The following is a 19,369-nucleotide window of genomic DNA, read 5'->3' on the forward strand; positions in this document are numbered from 1 at the left end:
ACAAAAGAAAAAAGCATTGTTCAGTGAATGAACAATGCTTTTTTTAATTGTATTGCTATTGGCTGGGAATTAAGCCTTAAACAAAACGAATCGGCTTGAATTCAGGTTCATTCTTGTGATGATCATCATCACACTCTTCACCCTCTTCTTTAGTACCGCGATCGATATAACCGCTGCGCTCATTTTCAGGCAGGTTTTTCATTTCCCAGGCATACACTGCCTGCATACAGGTCTGACGTTGTTCTGGTGTCAAGGCTACACCGTTTGGCCACTTTCCAATTTCGACTGCTGTTCTTAGGCGTTCAACAATCTCAGGATTGAGTACGGCAAGCATTTGTTCAATATTCATGATTTAATCCTGCTTAAAATAATCAAAGTCCTGATTCCACCCCAGTTTGGTTCGACAGGCATTATAAAAGTCATAACCCGGTGGATGCAGAAGATTCAGTTTAAAGGGATGCTTGCGAATATGGACGCTATCACCCACATTCAAAGACACACTGTGTTGTCCATCCGCACTAACCATCGGCAGTACGCGATTTTCACGAATCAATAATTTAATTTCACTATGTCCACCGACCACAATCGGGCGTGAAGACAAGGTATGCGGATGCATCGGTACCAAGGCAATCGCATCCATACTTGGATGTACGATCGGGCCACCACCAGAAAGCGCATAAGCTGTAGAACCAGTCGGCGTAGAGACAATCAGGCCATCACTGTGCTGACGATAGACATATTGCCCATCAATATTCAGCTCAAAATCGATCATATGCACCGATTTCCCTGAATGTAGCACCACATCATTTAGGGCAATGGCATCGTAAATCACTTCACCTTTGGAGCGAATTTCAACTTCGAGTAAAAAACGTCGCTCAGTCTGAAAGTCACCTTTTAATACCTGATCCAGCTTGAAGATCACTTCGGTCGGCTTGATATCCGTTAAAAACCCCAGACGACCACGGTTAACCCCGATTACCGGGGTATTGTACTTGACCAAGGCGCGTGCTGCATGTAACAGCGAACCGTCACCGCCCACGACAATCACCAGATCCACCACCTCACCCAATAAGGCACGACTGACGGTTTGGGTATTTTGATAGGGAACAAGTTCAGCTGTCGCTGCATCAAAAACTGGATGTAGGCCTAGATTGAGAAGATGATCGTGAATAAGGCATAAGGTTTCAACCACCGACGATTTATCAGGACGTCCTATTAACCCGATATTTCGAAAGGTCTTATGGGAAATTTGCACCAGTGTCGTCGCTCCGCTACGAATCCTGCTTATCATAACATTAAGCTATACCTGGATGACAATTTATAACAGTGCTTCATAGGTAGGAAATTATTTGAAATATATTCGAATTAAGGAGAAATTGTGGGGTTTCATTTTAATTTTAAGCGCATTTCTTGATTAAATATTGCAAAATAATGAAAAGCTTCGCATGATTAGCACAATTTCACAGGATCTTATAAGTATTTATGAAATCTGAACGTGGCATGGGGTTTCTTGCCTTAATTTTTTCTATTATTGTCATTTCTATCTTTGTAGCATTTAGTATCTATTTGATTAGATTAGACAATATTGTACGCGACAAGTTTGAAGGTCAGCGCTGGGATATTCCGGCCAAGGTCTTCGCACGTCCGATGGAAGTGTACGTGAATGCCCCAGTCAGCCTGCAGGATTTCCAACAAGAATTAAAATTACTCGGTTATAAAAATTCGGATAGTTATACTAAATCAGGCAACTTTGTCACCACGGGTAATACCCTGTATGTGCATACACGCGGCTTTGATTTTGGTGACCGGGTTGAACCGGAACAAATATTGAAAGTCAGTTTCAGCGGTGAACAGATTGCAGAAGTCAGCGCAACCAAACCGTCTTCAAGCGGGATTGCGCGTTTAGAACCTTTATTAATTGGTGGGATTTATCCGCAGCATAACGAAGACCGTGTGCTGATCAAGCTAAATAAAGTGCCTAAGCCCTTGATCGAAGCGCTGATCGCGACCGAAGACCGTAAGTTCTATGAGCATCATGGGGTTTCACCGCGTGGTATTGCACGTGCCGTAGTCAGCAATATTACCGGTGGTAAACGTCAGGGTGGCTCAACCTTGACCCAGCAATTGGTTAAAAATTTCTATTTGACCCCGGAGCGCACCTTAAAACGTAAAGTAAATGAAGCCTTTATGGCGATGCTGATTGAATTGCATTATGACAAGAATGAAATTCTGGAAGCTTATTTAAATGAGGTGAATCTGGGCCAGAATGGTAACTATTCTATTAATGGTTATGGTCTGGCATCGCAGTTTTATTTTGGCCTGCCACTGCGTGAACTGAATATTTCCCAGCAAGCATTTCTGGTTGGTCTGGTTCAAGGTCCGAGTCTATATAACCCATGGCGCAATCCTGAAAGTGCAAAAAAACGCCGTGATATCGTCCTGAATAATATGCTGGTGATGGGCTATCTGACTCAGGAACAATATGAAAAAGAAACCGCACGTCCGTTAAATGTCATTTCAAAACCGACTTTAGGCCCTGCCCGCTTCCCGGATTTTCTGGATATTGTACGTCGTCAATTACGCACAGATTATCAGGAAACCGATCTGACCAATCAGGGTCTGCGAATTTTCACCACTTTAGATCCTTTAGCCCAAACCAGAATTCAGGACAGCTTTAAAGAGACGGTGGCGCGTTTAAGTAAATCCAATCCGGGTCGCCTGAAAGATTTACAAGGTGCGGTATTGGTATCGCATCCGGAAAATGGTGAGCTGGTAGCCGCAGTAGGTTCTACTCAAGATTTTACCGGCTTTAACCGTGCAGTCGATGCCAAGCGTCAGGTTGGTTCCCTGTTAAAGCCTGTGATCTACCTGAGTGCACTGGAATCGAACCGTTATCATTGGGCGAGCCCGATTGAAGACAGTGAAATCAGCATTAAGAGTGACGGCAAAACCTGGACACCGAAAAACTATAGTGGTCGTGGACATGGTGTCATTCCAATGTCACAAGCCTTATCGCAATCTTATAACCTGTCCACTGTGCGTTTAGCACAAGAATTTGGCCTGTCTACCTTTATTAATCATCTGAAAAAATTTGGTGTAACTTCAGATATTCCATCTTATCCGTCGATTTACTTAGGTGCGGTAGATATGTCCCCGATGGAAGTGATGAATATTTACGGCAACTTTGCTACAGGCGGCTTTAAATACCCAACCAAAGCGATTCGCTCTGTGGTGGATGCCAACGGCCGCTCTCTGGATCGTTATAGCCTGAGTGTGCAACCGACCATTGATCCGGCTTCTGCTTATGCTCTGAATTATGGCTTACAACAGGTCATGTCGAATGGTACAGGTCGTGCAGCCTATAACAGCTTACCACGTAGTCTGAATCTTGCCGGCAAATCCGGTACCACGAATGACAGCCGTGACTCATGGTTTGCCGGATACTCAGGTAATTATATGACCGTGGTTTGGCTCGGTCTGGATGACAACAAAGTCACTGGCTTGACCGGTTCTTCAGGTGCCCTGCCCGTGTGGACCAATGTCATGAAACAGTTGCGCCAGAAACCGGTGAATTTGCCACAGCCGAATGAAATCGAATGGCATTGGCTGGATCGTTATACCGGTCATTTATCGGCACAAGGCTGTGAAGGCGCCATGTATATCCCGATTTCGCGTCATGCCCTGCCAAATCAGGCAACTGCCTGCGGCATCTCGCATTATGCGACGGAACCTTATGATATTGATTCAGAACCTGCGCCATCTGATACTGAACAGGATGATATGAGTCGCTATATACAAGAAAGTGAAACAGAAATAGAACGCGATCTTGAGAGCGAAACCCGTATTATCGCCAGTGGAAGTTATAGCCATTAATTGAGTCTATGTTTATGTTAAGAAAAATCCTCCCTGGTTTGCTCATCCTCAGTCTGGTGGGCTGCCAAAGTATCTCCGAGCCAAAAAAGCCAGTTAGCCCCGCCAAGCCTGCGACGGAAAAACCTAAGGCAAAAACACCAGACGGCGTCGTGATTACGCCTTATGACCGTCCTGACATCAAACGTCAGAAAATTGTCATTCCTGAACAGAAGCCGAAAAGCCAAAAGTTTGATGATGGCCGTAATTTGCCGGCCTTCAAGAGTCTGATGCAGCAAACCCAGCAGGCCTATACCAAGCAGCAATTTGCTCAAGCTGAAGCTGCTGCAACTCAGGCACAGCGACTGGCCCCTCAGGCACCAGAAACCTATTTATACTTGGGCATGATCGCCAACCGTAAAAATCAGCCAGCAAGCGCCGATGCTTTTGCCTTACGTGGCCTGAGTTATGCACAATCTAGTGTCATGAAAAAGCAGCTTTGGCAAGTGCGCCTTAAATCTGCTCAGTTGCGGAAAAATGCCAAAGCGATTCAGCAAGCTCAACAGGCACTGAAAAAGCTTTAAGATAATTTTCTATAGAAACTGACTTACTAATAGAAAGCGTATTTTCTAGATATAGCGTCTAAATATAGCGAATGCCGGCAATGCCATAAGCATGCTGGCTTTTTGCATAATCGAGCTCATCAGTCTTCATTCCGCCTAAAGCAAAAACCGGAATCTGTACCTGCTCTGCCATTTGCTTGAATTGTTCCCAGCCTAGCGCAGGTGTTTCTGGATGAGTCGCTGTCGCCAGTACCGGACTGAGTAAAGCCGCTTCACAGCCGATCTGTTCTGCATGCATTAAAGCGGTCAGGTCATGACAAGCTGCCAGATAACGATAGCCAGATTTAAGTTCGCCTTGTTTCAAGTCCATCAATTGAGTCTGTTTTAGATGAATCGTGCGAATCGTCTGCTGCTGCAATTCATTCAGTTGTGACCAAAGCTGCTGATTAATGATTAACTTGGAGAGTTGATCTACCGGATATTGCTGTACTTGCATGATCCGTTCAGGCGTTGCTTCCACGCGCCAATACAACATTTGATCTGTATCCAGACTTGATAAGATATCCAGATCTTCAGCAATCTTGATGCGCTGCGGCCATTGCAGCTTTTGAATTATGGACTGATTGGCTTTCGGAAAATTCAGCTGACCAAGTTCTTCCCGGCTGTACCAGCGCCAAGGCTGTTTGATTTCAGCCAGTTGAGCAGGCTGTACTAAAGCATGGAAAATATGCAAATTGACGATGAGATCTTCATATTCATGAGAAATAAAATCAGAGGCATGCCAGCGTTCAATATCAACACCGACCTCTTCAATCACTTCGCGGCGGCAAGCTTCGACTGGTAATTCACCCTGTTCAACTTTTCCGCCTGGAAATTCATATTTATTACCCTGATGCTGCTTGGCTTCACGCCAGCCGACTAGAACCTGATTTTGATGAAATAAAAGCGCAATTGCGACATGAATCGTAGCTTTAGTCATGATGTACAGAACCGTTGAAGTTTTACAGATTGTAAGCAAATTAGAGTTTTTTATAAATTGCTCAATATTTCGTTGACAGACCTATTCGATAATGATTATCATTTAAATCAATCCAAAACACACCACGGAGTCGACGGAATGAACGCCCCATTTAGCTTATTTACCCGTAACAATGATACTCACCATGCTTTGCCAATGCTGCACTCCAACAATCTTTTTGCACTGGGTCGTGAAATCCGGATCATGCATGCCGGCGAAGAATACCGCTTGCGTCTGACCCGCAATAACCGTCTTATTCTGACCAAATAATTAAATCAGTTCTAATAATAACAAACGTGGGAAGCAGCAGTATGAATCAGCGCATACTGCTTTTTAATCTTCTGATCATGAGATTTGCTATTCAAGCTTAAAACTCAATAACACTTTAAGTCCGCCCAGATCCGACGGCGCATAGTCAATTTTAGCTGCATGCAGTGCCATAATTTTCTGGCAAATGGACAGACCTAGACCTGAACCCTGAGTGCGAGTCCCTAAGGCTCGATAGAAACGTTCACCTAGTCGTTCCAGCACATCATCAGCAATCCCCTCTCCTGAATTTTCAATCAGCAACTGTATCTGATGCTGCTGAATGACTGTCCTGATCTCGACCTGTCCCTGCGGCGACGTATAACGAATGGCATTGTCGACCAGATTGCGGATACAGCTAAAGATCAGCTCCTGATTCGCTTCAATCACAGCATCTTCAAGGTTTAGATTCCAATGAATGTCTTTTTCTTCTGCAAAAGGCTGCAATGCCTGCAAAGCCTCCTGAACCAGATTTTTAAGATTAATCGTTTGCGTTGGTAATTGCTCTGTGCGCTCCGGATCAAGTCGCGCCAGTAAAAGTAAATTTTCCAGTACCTGCGTACCGCGGTTGACATCATTCTGGATCAACTGCAATGCCTGAGGTAGTTGTGGATCATCTTGATATTTGCGTTTTAAAACCTGTAGCCGCATTTGAATCGCAGACAGTGGCGAACGCAGCTCATGCGAAGCATCTGCAGTAAAACGCTGTTCGGCAGCCAGTGACTTTTCTAGCCGGCCGAGCATGGCATTCAGCTGGCGAATAATCGGTTGCAGTTCAGTGATTTCAGGATCAGGCGTTTTGATAGGACTCAGATCCTGAGCAGTCTTGGAACCGATTGCGCGGGAAATCTTGTTTAATGGCCGTAACTGGCGTCTGATCGCAACACGCAAAATCAGCCATTGCACTAGCCATAAAATGAATAAGATCCCGGCAAAGCCCAATGTGGTTTGCCAGAGCTCATCGAAACGTACTGAAAGCGGTTGTATGATTTTGACCTGAAGGTCGTCATCTTCCGCAGTCAGGATGCGGATAAAACGACCATTCTCATAAGCAAACTGGAAGCCGTTGTTCTGTGCTTTTGGAATGGGATTAATTAATTCATCATCAATCGAAGTTGTCAGTACCTGCTGATCCAGCAACAAGGCATACTGGATATCAAACTGTTCACTGAGCTCATCCACCTGGGTGCCTTTGGCCTGGGTGACATCGCCAAGCAGCAACTCAGAAATCTGCTCCATTAATTCATCATGCAGCTGACTGGCCTGATAACTGGAAATTCCCAATAACAGCAGCCAGGCCAATATTCCGGCCAAGATGGAACTGAACAGCGCATGTTTAATTAGCCGGGTTTGCAGGGAAATAGCAGCCGACATGGGGTTAAGCCTCAGCCTTATGCATGCGATAGCCCAGACCGCGAATGGTCTTGATCATCTGGCTGCCAATTTTTTTACGTAACTGATAGATAAATACTTCAATGGCATTACTTTCAATTTCATCACCCCAAGCGTACAGCGATTCTTCCAGCTGTTCACGGGTGACAATATGTTCAGGCTGCTGCATCAGCTTGTATAGAATTTGAAATTCCTTCGCAGTCAGATTCACAGCTTGACCTTCTTTAGTTAGGGTCTTGGCTTGAGTGTCCAGACTGAGATCCTGCCATTGCAGGATATGATTCGGTGTTTGCTGTTTCTGTCTGAGTTGGGCACGAACTCGGGCCGAAAGTTCTTCCAGACTAAAAGGTTTGACCAGATAATCATTCGCGCCTAAATCCAGACCTTCAACCCGGTCATCAATACTGTCTTTGGCCGTAATAAAAATCACCGGCGTATCTTGATGTTGGCTGCGCAAAATTTTCAGAATGTCATCTCCAGTGGCATTCGGCAGGCCACGATCCAGCAGAATACAGTCATATTTATGCTGCTCAATCGCTAGGATCGCATGATCACCACGCTCTACCCGATCAATCACATAACCGTCCATTTCCAGCCAAGTCTGGATACTGTCTGCCTGAGACTGATCATCTTCCGCCAAAAGAATACGCATATTCTGCTCCGTTTGCTTCCTTGTTCTATCTTGCCTTGAAAAAGTTCCAGACTCAAAAAAACCACATGCTTTTTGGTAACTTGCATGTGGTTTCTTGTCGCTGTGTTCAAATTGATTTCAGCAAATCAGGCGATATTAGAAACGAACCTGATCAACCTCAATTTCAACACGTTTTGCCGGTTTATAATCAATGTCGATTTCACCTGTGATGATTACCGGTGTTTTGGCTGAAATCGGTTTGCCTTGCCAAAGTTCATCATCAATCTCAACAGTAATAGTTCCTGTGCTGTCTCGGAACTGGTATTTTTCATCACCGACCGCTTTCACGACATAACCTTTAAGCTGAACCTTACTGTCATCTTTCATGGCCAGTGCCTGTTTGACTGTGGTCGATTTAGCAAAAGCAGCCTGATTCACAGCAGTGTCGCTACTTGCTATCGTAGCCGTCGCGATAGAACCCATCAATGCAGCTGCCAAAACCGTATTTATCATCATTTTCATCGCAATTACCTCTTTAAAGTCTTGCCTTGTTTCGATGATGCTATTAAAACAGCCGAAGATGAATTGAATCTTAAGATTGCTTCATTTTCAAAATTAATTTAAGGGCACAACTCTCAGGACTTCTTCAAGCGTGGTCACACCTTCCAGAATCTTGCGTGCCCCGGCAATTCTGAGCGGCTCTACCCCTTCTTTTTTAACCTGCTGACGCAGCTGGTTCAGGTTGGCATCGGCACCAATCAGCTGTTTGGTGGTCAGACTCAATGGCATAATCTCATAAATCCCGATACGGCCTTTATAGCCGGTATGCCGGCATTCTTCGCAGCCCACCGCCTTAAAGACAAATTCCGGTCGCGGCAAAGGATAATCCGTAGCTAGATGCTGCCATTCCTGTTCATTCAGGAAGCTTTCCTGTTTGCAGTGCGGACACAGCTTACGTACCAGACGTTGAGCCAGAACACCCAAGATGGTTGCTGCTGTCAAAAATGGCTGTACGCCCAGATCATGCAGACGGGTCAGACTCGACGGCGCATCGTTGGTATGTAAAGTTGAGAGAACCAGGTGACCGGTCAATGCGGCCTGAATCGCCATATTGGCAGTGTCCTGATCACGGATCTCCCCGACCATGATAATGTCCGGATCTTGACGCATCAGTGCGCGCACGCCGTCAGCGAAGCCAAGATCGATACCATTATTGACCTGCATTTGGTTAAAGCTGGGTTCCAGCATCTCGATCGGGTCTTCAATGGTACAGACGTTGACCTGTTCAGTCGCCAGCTGCTTCAAGGTTGAATAAAGCGTAGTAGTTTTACCGGAACCGGTTGGGCCGGTCACCAGAATAATACCATGACTGTGACTGGTGAGATTATTCCAGTCATTGAGCAAATGGCCTTCAAAACCGAGTTGCTGGAAGCTTCTCACCAGCACTTCCGGATCGAAAATACGCATCACCAGTTTTTCACCAAAGGCGGTCGGCAAGGTCGACAGACGCAGTTCAGTTTCCTGTCCTTTAGGTGTCCGGGTTTTCAGGCGGCCATCCTGTGGCTTACGTTTTTCCGCCACATTCATCCGGCCCAGAATCTTGATTCGGGAAATGACGGCGGTCAATGTATTGGCCGGCATGTTGTAAATCGTATGCAGCACCCCATCAATCCGGAAACGGATCTTGCCGGTGTCTTTACGTGGTTCCATATGAATATCACTGGCACCTTGTTCAAAAGCAAATTGCAGCACCCAGTCCACCAGTTTGACAATATGCTGGTCATTGGCATCCGGATTCTGGGAATCGCCCAGTTGCAGCAAGGCTTCGACGCCCTTATTTTCCCGGTCATAGGCAGACGATTTTTGTGAACCACTAACTGCACGACTGACTTGATAGTATTCAGTAATATAACGTTGTAATTGTTCTGGATTCAGTAATACCCGTTGTATTTTTTTTGGTGCAATATTCTGCTCGAGATTCGACATCCATTCAGTTTTATAAGGCTGATCTGTAGCAATCAGAACTTTGTCTGCCTGAATTTCTACCGCCAGAATACGGTTGCGCAGTGAATATTCCTGCGACATGACATGGGTCAATGCCTGTACATCAGCTTTGAGCGGATCAATGATATAGAACATCAATCCGGTTTTTTCTGCCAGCCACTGACATAAACGGTTCAGGGTCAACGTCGTTTGAGGATGGGACTGATCGACCAGATTAAAATTGGCAATCCACTGTAAAGGGTGCCATTTTAATTGTTCACGTTGCCGATGAGTGGTTTGTACCAGCATCCGGTCGCGTTCACTGATCTTACCGTCTTTAAAGAGTTGGTCTAGACACCATGCCGTATCCATTTCAAAGTCAAATTTCATTATTATCAGTCCCCAAACTTGCCTCCACTATAACAAGTTTTTGCAGTTTTTCGCATGCTCTCGACCTATCGAATGTACGTTTCTATTTCAATCTCAAAAAGAAAGTAAAGAATGGATTTGATCGTTACCGCAACATTTTTAATCTATGCAAACCTGATCTCATCACATATATTTTTAAATAATCAACTCTTAGCTTGCTGAGGTCACAGATGGATCTGACTGCGGTTCCCCTGCATGCGCATTCTTTTCATGAACTGCTCACGATACTCACCTCGGCATTGGGCTGCGGCCTGCTAATTGGTCTGGAGCGGGAACGGCATAAGCAACGTGAGCAGCAGCCGAGTTTTGCCGGCTTACGTTCCTTTGCGATCTGTGCTTTATTGGGCGCACTGTGTTTCCTTTTTGGAATCGTGATTGCTGTAATAGGTGCTTTGATCGTGGGTGGTATGGTCATTTTATCCATCAAAAATCAGCCAGATGACCCGGGCATTACCACAGAGCTTGCATTTGTGATGACCTATTTTATTGGCGCCATGTGTTTGTGGAATATTCCTCTGGCAGCCGGTCTTTCTGTGCTCTTAACCGGTATTTTGATGGCCAAACATACCATGCACAATATTGCCGGAAAATGGATTAAAGAAGCCGAATTTAGGGATGGACTATTATTACTGGCCTTAATTTTGATTGGTCTGCCGCTGACCCCTGACCGGCCTTTTTGGGGCGAAGTGCTTAACCCTTATCTTATTTTAAAATTACTGACCTTAATTTTAGTGGTACAAGCTTTGGCGCATATTGCGAAACGCTTTTTCTCGACTAAAAATGCCCTGATGCTGTCCTCCATCGCTTCCGGTTTTGTTTCCAGTACAGCCACCATCGCACAGTTGGGCTTACAGGTCCGTAAAGGTGAAATGGATGCACGATCGAATGCCGGCGCCGCGCTGATGTCCTGTATCTCGACTATCGTGCTGCTATTGATTGTGGTTGGAGGCGTATCATGGAGCTGGTTGAAAATCCTGCTCTTACCGTCTTTAGTTGCCGTAATCCTTCTGGCAGCCTGTGCATTTTTATTACTGCGCAAGGCGAAACCGGCTCCGAGCATGGAATCATCAGACAGCCAAATGTTCAGCTTAAAAGAAGCCGTGATTATTGCAGTCACATTAACATTGATTCAGGCTGGAGTTTACGGACTGGAGGTCTGGCTCGGGGATGCCGGCTTACTGGCCGGGACCTTGCTCGCCTCTTTATTCGAGATTCATGCCGCGATGGCCAGTGTCGTCGTTCAAGGCGATCCTTCAAATATGCGTCTGATTTATGCCCTGCTTTTAGGTCTGGGTGCTCATGCCCTGGCCAAGTCAGCCAATGCAGCTTTGACCGGTGGCTGGAAGTTTGTCCTTTATTTTGCGCCTGTGCAGATTTTGCATATGGCAGTGTTGATTGGGGTTTTGTGGTGGATGGTCTTTTAATTATTAAATATTTCTAACTAATTAATTTTTATATTTTTACTAGGTTTTATTTCAATATTTTATAGTTATAATCGGATGGCTTAACTTTTAAAAAACAATTGAATTAATATAATTTTTATAGGGTATTTATGAAATTTAAGACTTTATCATTCGCAATTTTTAGTGCATTCATGTTAAGTGCATGTGGCGGAGGCTCATCTTCTGAATCATCAAATGAAGGCACAGGCACAGGCACAGGCACAGGCAGTCTTGAACTTAGCACACCCTCATTTCAACAATGGACTACATTTTTCATTGATGAATATTCTGATTCAACTTTAGATTATGAAATTGAGCAAAGTACTTTTGATCAAGGAAATTTATACTTTAAAGTTGAAGAAACCACAGGTTGGGATGAAAGCGATACATTCTCTTTAACCGAGAATGGATTATATGATACAGGCAATATCCATACTAAATATGGACAGTTAAATGGAGTAATAAGAACAAATGCTACTACATGGCAACTAGCACCATACTCCTCTATTAACTCAAAAGATCTTCAAACGACCATTAAATTTAAAGAAATTGATATTAGTGGTAAAAATATTGCTCCACTACTTAGTCCTATTAATTATTTAACACTTAAATATAATTTACTTGATACCTATACAATGGGGGAATTAGGTGAAAAATTTTATACCTTAACAAGTGATGCAAAATTCCCAGAAAACTCAAAATGCATTCAATTTCAAGATATTTCAAATTCAAAAGAATATATTGAGCTCTATAAATATTCACTTGAAGAAGATATACAAGATTACTTAAAAACAGAATGGGCGAATGTATCCACCGATAGTAAAAACTATTCTAAAAAAACCTTTAAAGACGCAATTGCTTATTTAGATCTCCGAGAAGATCAGCAATGGGGTCTCGCAGAATATAAAAGTAAATATTATGAAGTGGATTATCATCCAGCAGGAAAAGAATATGATTTCAAAAACTTGCTATCAGAACTTCAAAGTTTGATAACTTCGGCAAAAGATAATAATGAGAAAAAATTTCGCCAAGAACTTTATAACTTAACTCAAAATGCATGCAATGCATTTAACGATGTCGCATCAAATGAGATTAAAAAACAGATGAATAATGTGACCAGTAAGTAATTTTTATCATTTGTCTTGGTTGGTAGCTAAATCATTTAAGAAATACAGGAACTTAAAGTTCCTGTATTTTCACCTTGTTATCACCTATTTTAAACTTCACATCTAAATCAGCAAACTTCATCCCATATACCCGTTCTTCATCTTCCTGATACGCTGGTCTTGGATCTAAAGATAAGACAGCTTCTAGTTCCTGAATCGTCTGCACAGAAATTTTTCCATTTCCTAGTAATTGTTGCTTTTGCTGCTCCGCTTCATCACACCAGATGACGGTTTTACGTGATGGTTCATCCTGTGCATAACCACTTTGTGCTTCGATGATAGCATCCGAATATTGAATATAAGGTTTGATATCCATAATTGGCGTGCCATCCAGCAAATCACTCCCCGTGACATACACCTGAACATGCTTGCCAACCTTTCTCACTTCTTTGAGTTTGACCACAGATAAACCAATCGGTGATGGACGATACATGCTGCGTGTAGCAAACACGCCTATTTTCTTGTTACCGCCCAAACGTGGCGGACGCACTTGTGGACGAAACTGGCTATTGTCCTGGTTTTTATTGTCATGAAATTGCCAGATCAGCCAAAGATGACTAAATTCTTCAATTCCCTCAAAGGCGAGCAGGTCATTATAAGGCCCGACCATTTCGATATAGCTTTCGACCTGAACCAGATTCGGCTGACGAGGAATACCAAATTTTTCTTTATAGGGAGAGCGAATATAACCAATTATCGGCAGCTTCAGTTCAGTCATCATCACTTTTTTTGATAAGCTCAATTAAATATATTCAGTTTATCGAGAATGAATTTAGATTAGAATAGCAAGCTGTTCTAATTTGATAATTTATTGAGACCTTTAATGGCTGCTTTTAACGTCGAAAAGATTACTCACGTCCACCACTGGAATGATACTTTATTCTCTTTTAAAACGACTCGTGACACTGCTTTGCGTTTTAAAAACGGTCAGTTTGTAATGATCGGCCTTGAAGTCAATGGCAAGCCGTTAATGCGCGCATATTCAATTGCAAGCGCAAACTACGAAGAAGAGTTAGAATTTTTCTCAATTAAAGTGCCTGATGGTCCACTGACTTCGATTTTACAGAAAGTAAAAGTCGGCGATGACATTTTGGTTTCTAAAAAGCCAACAGGTACATTGGTACTTGATGACTTGAACCCAGGTAAAAATCTTTACCTGCTTTCTTCTGGTACTGGTCTTGCACCGTTCCTGTCGACTATTCGCGATCCTGAAACTTACGAGCGTTTTGAAAAGATTATCGTAGTTCACGGTACCCGTTTCATTTCAGAACTGGCTTATCAAGATTTGATCCTGAATGAAGTGCCAAATCATGAATTCTTCTCTGAACTCGGCGCGAAAGAAAAATTGGTATATTACCCAACCGTAACCCGTGAAGAATATCCAAACCAAGGTCGTGTTACGACTGCGATTGAAACCGGCGAACTGTTTGAAAAAATCGGTCTGCCACGTTTCAACCCGGAAACTGACCGTGCCATGTTATGTGGTAGCCCGGCATTCCTAGATGACGTTGCTGCGCTTCTTGACCAACACGGTCTGAAAGAATCTCCAAAAATGGGCGTTCTAGGTGACTACGTGATTGAACGTGCATTTGTAGAAAAATAAGATTTGCTAAACTAAAAAACCGGACTTTTAAGTCCGGTTTTTTATTGGAACCATCACTAAATAATTAACGATCGCGACCTTCCTGGTTTGCAGAACCTGAACAGCCTGCGCCACCTGCAATGATGAAACCCGTTTGCGCTTTACATGAACCAATCATACGGCCATGAGAGTCAAATGTAGTCACTGACGATGCACAGCCCGTCAATATAACAGTCACTACGAGTGCAATAAGTGCCGATAATTTCATGATATTCCCCTTTATTATTTACGGTTTTAAATTAATCTGATTTTGGCTTGGTGGCGTTGGTAATAGGCCCGTAGCAGCATTTGGCGTATTATAATTCACACCCAAGGCATCGCCTGAACCACTACAATGTGCACTTGCGGTCGAAAGTAGGCCACGCGTCGCCATACATGAACCGATGATTTTTCCTGTTGCATCATAAGTCACGACTTTGGAACTACAAGCGGCTAGCCCCGATATTGCCAATATTGAAAAAATTTTAATTAAATTCACATTAACCCTCGCACGATGCAAAAAACTAAATTATTAAAATTTATGTATATTTTCTGAATTTCGCCAGAGATTCTAATTTAATTTATTAATTTGTAAAGCTTTATTTTTCAAATATTATAAAAATGGAAATAAATAAAAAGCTGCCCTGCAGGACAGCTTTAAATATAAAAATTAGCTGGATTTATGTTTAAGTGATCTTTCTTCCAGAGACTGCTTAATCACTTGATAACCTGATGTGATGCCGAGTGTAGCGATAATTACAGCCACAATAATATCCGGCCAAAGACTGCCTGTACCAAATACGCCTACGGCTGCCAAAATGACCGCAAAGTTGCCAATTGCATCATTGCGACTACAGAGCCAGACCGACCGCATATTGGAATCACCTTCACGAAAAGCATAAAGAATTGCTGCTGTAAATACATTCGCTACTAAGGCCAGCACACCAATCAGGCCCATTGTCAGTGCTTCAGGTGGAATACCTTGCAGATAGGCGTAAATCACTTTGCCAATCACTACCAGACCAAACAATGCCATGGTCATCCCCTTTACCAAAGCGACTGTTGCCCGCCAATACAGACTCGCACCAAGTACAGCCAAAGAAATCCCGTAATTGACGGCATCACCAAAGAAATCTAGCGCGTCTGCCCACAAGGCCGATGAATGTGCATATGCACCACCGATCAGCTCTACTACAAATAAAGTCAAGTTCACCAGCAAGGCAATCCATAGCGCTGTTCTAAATTTGCTGTTGGGCTTGATGGGTGCCGGTTCAGGACTACAACTACAAGCCATATCATTCCCCCAATGATTTTTTATATAAAATACGATAAATTGATTAGAAACTATGGACTAACTCCAAGGTCAAGCATGAGGGCGATATGTCAGTTTATTTGATTTCAGAAATGGCCAAAAAGACTGGTCTAAGCACTGATACCCTACGTTTTTATGAGAAAAAAGGCTTTATTCAGCCGAATTTTCGAGCAAGTAATCAGTATCGTTATTATGGTGAAGACGCATTAAAAAGACTGCTTTTTATCAAGCGTTGCCGTGCCTTAGACATGTCATTAAAAGAGATTGAAACCCTGATTCAACTTGAACAAAATCCGGATCAGGAATGCTGTGCCGTAAACCAATTGATTGATCAGCATCTTTTAGATATTTCAAATAAAATTAAAGAATTACAAATATTTGAACGGCAACTGATCACACTGAGAGAAAGTTGCAACACCCCAACCACTATTGATCATTGCCAGATTTTAAAAACGCTTGAAAACCCTGAAAATGACTGAATATTGAAGATATTTTATGGAGAATTCTTTACTTAAAAAAGAACTTTGTTTTACCTCCAAATCGCGTATTTCCGAGTGATTTACTAGGTTGAATCCAAATTCCAGATGATTAGAATAAAGCCGTACTTTTTATATGTCTTTCGATTTGATCATGAGCATTACCACCGTTACTGAACTTCTCTCACCAGCTGGCTCACTCAAAAATATGCGCTACGCTTTTGCTTATGGTGCAGATGCAGTCTATGCCGGCCAGCCGCGCTATAGCCTGCGGGTTCGTAATAATGAATTTGACCATGACAATTTAGCGATTGGCATCAAAGAAGCGCACGAACTAGGCAAAAAATTCTATATGGTGGTCAATATCCAGCCACATAACTCCAAGCTGAAAAATTTTATTCGTGACTTGGAACCTGTGGTCGCGATGCAGCCAGATGCCCTGATCATGTCCGATCCAGGTCTGATCATGCTGGTGCGTGAACATTTTCCAGAGATAGATATTCACCTGTCGGTTCAGGCCAACGCCGTGAACTGGGCAACCGTGAAATTCTGGAAAAACATGGGGCTGACCCGTGTCATTCTGTCACGTGAACTATCCATTGAAGAAATTGCAGAAATCAAACAGCAAGTGCCTGATATGGAGATTGAAGTATTCGTACATGGCGCATTGTGTATGGCCTACTCTGGCCGTTGCATGCTGTCCGGTTATATGAATAAACGTGATGCCAATCAGGGTGCCTGCACCAATGCCTGCCGCTGGGAATATAAAGTTCTGGATGCCAAGGAAGATGAAACCGGTGATGTCATTCCAGTAAAAAATCTGGATTCAGGCTGCTGCTCTAAAGATGCTGATGAACAGCACATGCAAGAACAACATCAGTTTGATGAGCCTGTGCTATTGCAGCGGAATGATGAAGATATGTTTGCTGCTGAAGAAGATGAACATGGCACTTATTTCATGAATTCTAAAGATCTGCGTGCAGTCCAGCATGTAGAACGCCTAACCAAAGTAGGTGTACATTCACTGAAAATTGAAGGCCGGACCAAGTCTTATTTCTATTGCGCCCGTACTGCTCAAATTTACCGTAAAGCGATTGATGATGCGTTGGCGGGTAAACCTTTTGATCCATCACTGATGACACAATTGGAAGGCTTAGCGAATCGTGGTTATACCGAAGGTTTCCTACGCCGCCATGTGCATAGTGAATATCAGAATTATGAACATGGTTCTTCCAGTTTTGATCATCAAATTTTCTGTGGCGAAGTGCTGGAGCGTAATGGAGATTACATCAAGATCGATGTGAAAAACCGTTTTATCGTCGGTGACTCACTCGAACTGATGACGACTAAAGGCAATATCACTTTCACTTTAACCGAAATGAAAGACAAAAAAGGTAATCTGATCGAAGATGCCAAAGGTTCAGGTCACATCGTCGAGATTCCGGTTCCGGCAGATGTTGATATGCAATATGCCCTGCTGATTCGTAATCTGCCAAGCTCGACTGCGGATATTTCGGCATCTTCACTGGCTTATCAGGCGAGTTAAGTATGGCACTGTTGATTACCGACAAATGCATCAATTGCGATATGTGTTTACCGGAATGCCCGAATGACGCGATTTATGAGGGTGCGAAAGTTTATGAAATTGATGTGAACCGTTGTACGGAATGCGTCGGTTTTTATGAGCATCAGACCTGTGTGGATGTCTGTCCGATTGAATGCATTACTCCACATCCGGAGTATCGGGAAACACAAGAACAATTACTGGAAAAATTTAAGGGTTTGAACTTATTTAAATCTTAAAAATGAAGCGATGGAATAAACATTGCTTTATGTAAAGACAACCTTGGGGAAAGTATAAAAATAAGGGTTGAAAACAAAAACTGTGCAGAGGAAAGGAACAGCTGAAAGTGCGTGGGGACACTTTTGGCTGATCCAATAATAAATATAAAAAAAGGAACTCGGGTGTTAGCGTCCTGAGTTCCTATAAAGCGACAATAATGTATTTATAAGAATAGCACCTCGGTTTTGGGGAACCGAGGTGCTATTTTTTTTACTGCCCAGAACGGATGATGTAATCAAAAGCAGACAGTGATGCCTTGGCACCTTCACCGGTCGCAATGATGATCTGCTTGTAAGGCACTGTGGTACAGTCACCTGCCGCAAACACACCTTTCACATTGGTTTCGTTGCGGTCGTTAATCACAATCTCGCCACGGTTGGTCAGCTCAACTGGGGTTTCTTTCAGGAAGTCCGTATTTGGCAACAAACCGATCTGCACGAAGATCCCTGCAAGTTCAACTGTATGCTCTTCATCAGTCGCACGGTCTTTGTATTTCAGTGCAGTCACTTGTGCACCGTCACCCAGTACTTCAGTCGACAAGGCATTCTTGATCACGGTGGTGTTCGGCAAGCTGTTCAGTTTGTCTTGCAGCACCTGATCCGCACGCAATTTGGTATCAAATTCCACCAAAGTTACATGCTCTACAATCCCTGCCAGGTCGATCGCAGCTTCCACCCCCGAGTTACCGCCACCGATGACCGCAACACGTTTACCCTTGAACAAAGGACCATCACAGTGCGGGCAGTAGGCTACACCACGAGTTTTATATTCCTGCTCACCCGGAACGTTCATCTCTCTCCAGCGTGCACCAGTCGAAAGAATCACGGTTTTCGACTCCAGTCTGGCACCATTCTCTAAAGTCACTTCCACCAGACCATTGGCCGTTGCATCCGCACCTTTGATATTAGAGACACGTTGCAGGTTCATGATGTCGACACCATATTCACGCACGTGGGCTTCCATCTCGGCAGCAAATTTAGGGCCTTGGGTCTTCTGTACAGACGTAAAGTTTTCAATGTCCATGGTATCCATGACCTGACCGCCCATGCGTTCAGCCACGATCCCGGTTTTAATGCCTTTACGTGCTGCATAGATCGCAGAAGTATTCCCTGCAGGACCACCACCGATCACCAGGACATCAAAGGCATCTTTGGCATTCAGCTTTTCCGCATCTTTGGTAGCGGCATTGCTGTCCAACTTGGCAATGATTTCTTCCAGCGTCATACGACCCTGACCGATATGCTGGTTGTCCTGGAATACCATCGGCACCGCCATGATCTTGCGCTCTTCGACTTCGTCCTGGAAGAAAGCCCCATCAATCATAGTGGCAGTAGTGCC

At 43.7% G+C, this 19,369-nt stretch carries 21 protein-coding genes; 9 read left to right on the plus strand and 12 right to left on the minus strand.

Annotated elements, in window-relative coordinates; translation table 11 throughout:
* Positions 1-76: 76 nt before the first annotated feature.
* Both AC13CK_RS04480 and AC13CK_RS04485 read right to left on the minus strand, forming a co-directional pair.
* Entirely contained in the window at positions 77-349 is a 273-nt protein-coding gene (locus tag AC13CK_RS04480; protein WP_004278992.1) for a YeaC family protein, read from the minus strand.
* Between the two features lie 3 nt (positions 350-352).
* Positions 353-1,291 carry an NAD(+) kinase gene (locus AC13CK_RS04485; RefSeq protein ID WP_004645573.1) on the minus strand — a complete coding sequence of 313 codons (939 nt, stop codon included), beginning with the start codon at positions 1,289-1,291 and terminating at the stop codon, positions 353-355.
* Positions 1,292-1,482: 191 nt separating this feature from the next.
* Here AC13CK_RS04485 and mrcB point away from each other — a divergent pair, with 191 nt between their 5' ends.
* Together mrcB and AC13CK_RS04495 are read left to right on the plus strand one after the other, a co-directional pair.
* A complete protein-coding gene (gene mrcB / locus AC13CK_RS04490; RefSeq protein ID WP_482830983.1) occupies positions 1,483-3,873 on the plus strand; it encodes a penicillin-binding protein 1B in 2,391 nt (796 codons plus the stop codon).
* Between the two features lie 14 nt (positions 3,874-3,887).
* Positions 3,888-4,433 carry a tetratricopeptide repeat protein gene (locus AC13CK_RS04495; RefSeq protein ID WP_312584334.1) on the plus strand — a complete coding sequence of 182 codons (546 nt, stop codon included), beginning with the start codon at positions 3,888-3,890 and terminating at the stop codon, positions 4,431-4,433.
* A gap of 58 nt (positions 4,434-4,491) precedes the next feature.
* On the opposite strand, the gene AC13CK_RS04500 is transcribed toward AC13CK_RS04495, so the two are convergent.
* A complete protein-coding gene (locus AC13CK_RS04500; protein WP_425879875.1) occupies positions 4,492-5,391 on the minus strand; it encodes an NUDIX domain-containing protein in 900 nt (299 codons plus the stop codon).
* Between the two features lie 138 nt (positions 5,392-5,529).
* Here AC13CK_RS04500 and hemP point away from each other — a divergent pair, with 138 nt between their 5' ends.
* Positions 5,530-5,700 (plus strand): hemin uptake protein HemP, encoded by a 171-nt coding sequence (gene hemP, locus AC13CK_RS04505; RefSeq protein WP_004645578.1) that lies wholly within the window; start codon positions 5,530-5,532, stop codon positions 5,698-5,700.
* A gap of 87 nt (positions 5,701-5,787) precedes the next feature.
* Here hemP and AC13CK_RS04510 read toward each other — a convergent pair whose 3' ends face one another.
* From AC13CK_RS04510 to tfpB, 4 genes are all read right to left on the minus strand, one after another.
* Positions 5,788-7,110 carry an ATP-binding protein gene (locus AC13CK_RS04510; RefSeq protein ID WP_425879874.1) on the minus strand — a complete coding sequence of 441 codons (1,323 nt, stop codon included), beginning with the start codon at positions 7,108-7,110 and terminating at the stop codon, positions 5,788-5,790.
* 4 nt (positions 7,111-7,114) lie between these two features.
* Positions 7,115-7,780 carry a response regulator transcription factor gene (locus AC13CK_RS04515; protein WP_004645580.1) on the minus strand — a complete coding sequence of 222 codons (666 nt, stop codon included), beginning with the start codon at positions 7,778-7,780 and terminating at the stop codon, positions 7,115-7,117.
* A gap of 135 nt (positions 7,781-7,915) precedes the next feature.
* The gene (locus AC13CK_RS04520; protein ID WP_004645581.1) at positions 7,916-8,281 is read right to left on the minus strand and encodes a NirD/YgiW/YdeI family stress tolerance protein; all 366 of its coding nucleotides are present in this window, start codon (positions 8,279-8,281) and stop codon (positions 7,916-7,918) included.
* A gap of 93 nt (positions 8,282-8,374) precedes the next feature.
* The gene (tfpB, locus tag AC13CK_RS04525) at positions 8,375-10,132 is read right to left on the minus strand and encodes a type IV pilus assembly ATPase TfpB (RefSeq protein WP_425879873.1); all 1,758 of its coding nucleotides are present in this window, start codon (positions 10,130-10,132) and stop codon (positions 8,375-8,377) included.
* Between the two features lie 209 nt (positions 10,133-10,341).
* Between tfpB and AC13CK_RS04530 the strand changes: the two genes are divergently transcribed.
* Positions 10,342-11,595, plus strand: coding sequence for an MgtC/SapB family protein (locus tag AC13CK_RS04530; RefSeq protein WP_425879872.1), 1,254 nt, complete (start codon positions 10,342-10,344; stop codon positions 11,593-11,595).
* A 128-nt stretch (positions 11,596-11,723) separates the two neighbouring features.
* Positions 11,724-12,740 (plus strand): hypothetical protein, encoded by a 1,017-nt coding sequence (locus AC13CK_RS04535; protein WP_482830984.1) that lies wholly within the window; start codon positions 11,724-11,726, stop codon positions 12,738-12,740.
* Positions 12,741-12,792: 52 nt separating this feature from the next.
* Here AC13CK_RS04535 and tsaA read toward each other — a convergent pair whose 3' ends face one another.
* Entirely contained in the window at positions 12,793-13,497 is a 705-nt protein-coding gene (gene tsaA, locus AC13CK_RS04540; protein WP_425879923.1) for a tRNA (N6-threonylcarbamoyladenosine(37)-N6)-methyltransferase TrmO, read from the minus strand.
* Between the two features lie 105 nt (positions 13,498-13,602).
* Here tsaA and AC13CK_RS04545 point away from each other — a divergent pair, with 105 nt between their 5' ends.
* Positions 13,603-14,382 (plus strand): ferredoxin--NADP reductase, encoded by a 780-nt coding sequence (locus AC13CK_RS04545; RefSeq protein WP_004279005.1) that lies wholly within the window; start codon positions 13,603-13,605, stop codon positions 14,380-14,382.
* 64 nt (positions 14,383-14,446) lie between these two features.
* On the opposite strand, the gene AC13CK_RS04550 is transcribed toward AC13CK_RS04545, so the two are convergent.
* The 3 genes from AC13CK_RS04550 to AC13CK_RS04560 form a co-directional block, all read right to left on the minus strand.
* Positions 14,447-14,629, minus strand: a complete 183-nt coding sequence (locus AC13CK_RS04550; RefSeq protein WP_005247454.1) for a YgdI/YgdR family lipoprotein — start codon at positions 14,627-14,629, stop codon at positions 14,447-14,449.
* Positions 14,630-14,647: 18 nt separating this feature from the next.
* Positions 14,648-14,899 (minus strand): hypothetical protein, encoded by a 252-nt coding sequence (locus AC13CK_RS04555; protein ID WP_071851683.1) that lies wholly within the window; start codon positions 14,897-14,899, stop codon positions 14,648-14,650.
* 171 nt (positions 14,900-15,070) lie between these two features.
* Positions 15,071-15,694 (minus strand): cation efflux transmembrane domain-containing protein, encoded by a 624-nt coding sequence (locus tag AC13CK_RS04560; RefSeq protein ID WP_005106481.1) that lies wholly within the window; start codon positions 15,692-15,694, stop codon positions 15,071-15,073.
* A gap of 86 nt (positions 15,695-15,780) precedes the next feature.
* Between AC13CK_RS04560 and AC13CK_RS04565 the strand changes: the two genes are divergently transcribed.
* The 3 genes from AC13CK_RS04565 (at position 15,781) to AC13CK_RS04575 (ending at position 17,991) form a co-directional block, all read left to right on the plus strand.
* The gene (locus AC13CK_RS04565; protein ID WP_253111915.1) at positions 15,781-16,191 is read left to right on the plus strand and encodes a Cd(II)/Pb(II)-responsive transcriptional regulator; all 411 of its coding nucleotides are present in this window, start codon (positions 15,781-15,783) and stop codon (positions 16,189-16,191) included.
* A 133-nt stretch (positions 16,192-16,324) separates the two neighbouring features.
* The gene (gene trhP, locus AC13CK_RS04570; protein WP_425879870.1) at positions 16,325-17,734 is read left to right on the plus strand and encodes a prephenate-dependent tRNA uridine(34) hydroxylase TrhP; all 1,410 of its coding nucleotides are present in this window, start codon (positions 16,325-16,327) and stop codon (positions 17,732-17,734) included.
* Positions 17,735-17,736: 2 nt separating this feature from the next.
* Entirely contained in the window at positions 17,737-17,991 is a 255-nt protein-coding gene (locus AC13CK_RS04575; RefSeq protein ID WP_425879869.1) for a YfhL family 4Fe-4S dicluster ferredoxin, read from the plus strand.
* Positions 17,992-18,241: 250 nt separating this feature from the next.
* Here the strand turns inward: AC13CK_RS04575 and ahpF are convergent.
* The coding region (gene ahpF, locus AC13CK_RS04580; RefSeq protein WP_482830985.1) for an alkyl hydroperoxide reductase subunit F at positions 18,242-19,369 on the minus strand (1,128 nt) is incomplete at its 5' end.

The sequence above is a fragment of the Acinetobacter sp. L-24 genome, from assembly GCF_056857555.1.

Coding starts and splice junctions, on each gene's coding strand:
- AC13CK_RS04480 (WP_004278992.1), bottom strand. CDS start 349: ATGAATATTGAACAAATGCTTGCCGTACTCAATCCTGAGATTGTTGAA.
- AC13CK_RS04485 (WP_004645573.1), bottom strand. CDS start 1,291: ATGATAAGCAGGATTCGTAGCGGAGCGACGACACTGGTGCAAATTTCC.
- mrcB (WP_482830983.1), top strand. CDS start 1,483: ATGAAATCTGAACGTGGCATGGGGTTTCTTGCCTTAATTTTTTCTATT.
- AC13CK_RS04495 (WP_312584334.1), top strand. CDS start 3,888: ATGTTAAGAAAAATCCTCCCTGGTTTGCTCATCCTCAGTCTGGTGGGC.
- AC13CK_RS04500 (WP_425879875.1), bottom strand. CDS start 5,391: ATGACTAAAGCTACGATTCATGTCGCAATTGCGCTTTTATTTCATCAA.
- hemP (WP_004645578.1), top strand. CDS start 5,530: ATGAACGCCCCATTTAGCTTATTTACCCGTAACAATGATACTCACCAT.
- AC13CK_RS04510 (WP_425879874.1), bottom strand. CDS start 7,110: ATGTCGGCTGCTATTTCCCTGCAAACCCGGCTAATTAAACATGCGCTG.
- AC13CK_RS04515 (WP_004645580.1), bottom strand. CDS start 7,780: ATGCGTATTCTTTTGGCGGAAGATGATCAGTCTCAGGCAGACAGTATC.
- AC13CK_RS04520 (WP_004645581.1), bottom strand. CDS start 8,281: ATGAAAATGATGATAAATACGGTTTTGGCAGCTGCATTGATGGGTTCT.
- tfpB (WP_425879873.1), bottom strand. CDS start 10,132: ATGAAATTTGACTTTGAAATGGATACGGCATGGTGTCTAGACCAACTC.
- AC13CK_RS04530 (WP_425879872.1), top strand. CDS start 10,342: ATGGATCTGACTGCGGTTCCCCTGCATGCGCATTCTTTTCATGAACTG.
- AC13CK_RS04535 (WP_482830984.1), top strand. CDS start 11,724: ATGAAATTTAAGACTTTATCATTCGCAATTTTTAGTGCATTCATGTTA.
- tsaA (WP_425879923.1), bottom strand. CDS start 13,497: ATGACTGAACTGAAGCTGCCGATAATTGGTTATATTCGCTCTCCCTAT.
- AC13CK_RS04545 (WP_004279005.1), top strand. CDS start 13,603: ATGGCTGCTTTTAACGTCGAAAAGATTACTCACGTCCACCACTGGAAT.
- AC13CK_RS04550 (WP_005247454.1), bottom strand. CDS start 14,629: ATGAAATTATCGGCACTTATTGCACTCGTAGTGACTGTTATATTGACG.
- AC13CK_RS04560 (WP_005106481.1), bottom strand. CDS start 15,694: ATGGCTTGTAGTTGTAGTCCTGAACCGGCACCCATCAAGCCCAACAGC.
- AC13CK_RS04565 (WP_253111915.1), top strand. CDS start 15,781: ATGTCAGTTTATTTGATTTCAGAAATGGCCAAAAAGACTGGTCTAAGC.
- trhP (WP_425879870.1), top strand. CDS start 16,325: ATGTCTTTCGATTTGATCATGAGCATTACCACCGTTACTGAACTTCTC.
- AC13CK_RS04575 (WP_425879869.1), top strand. CDS start 17,737: ATGGCACTGTTGATTACCGACAAATGCATCAATTGCGATATGTGTTTA.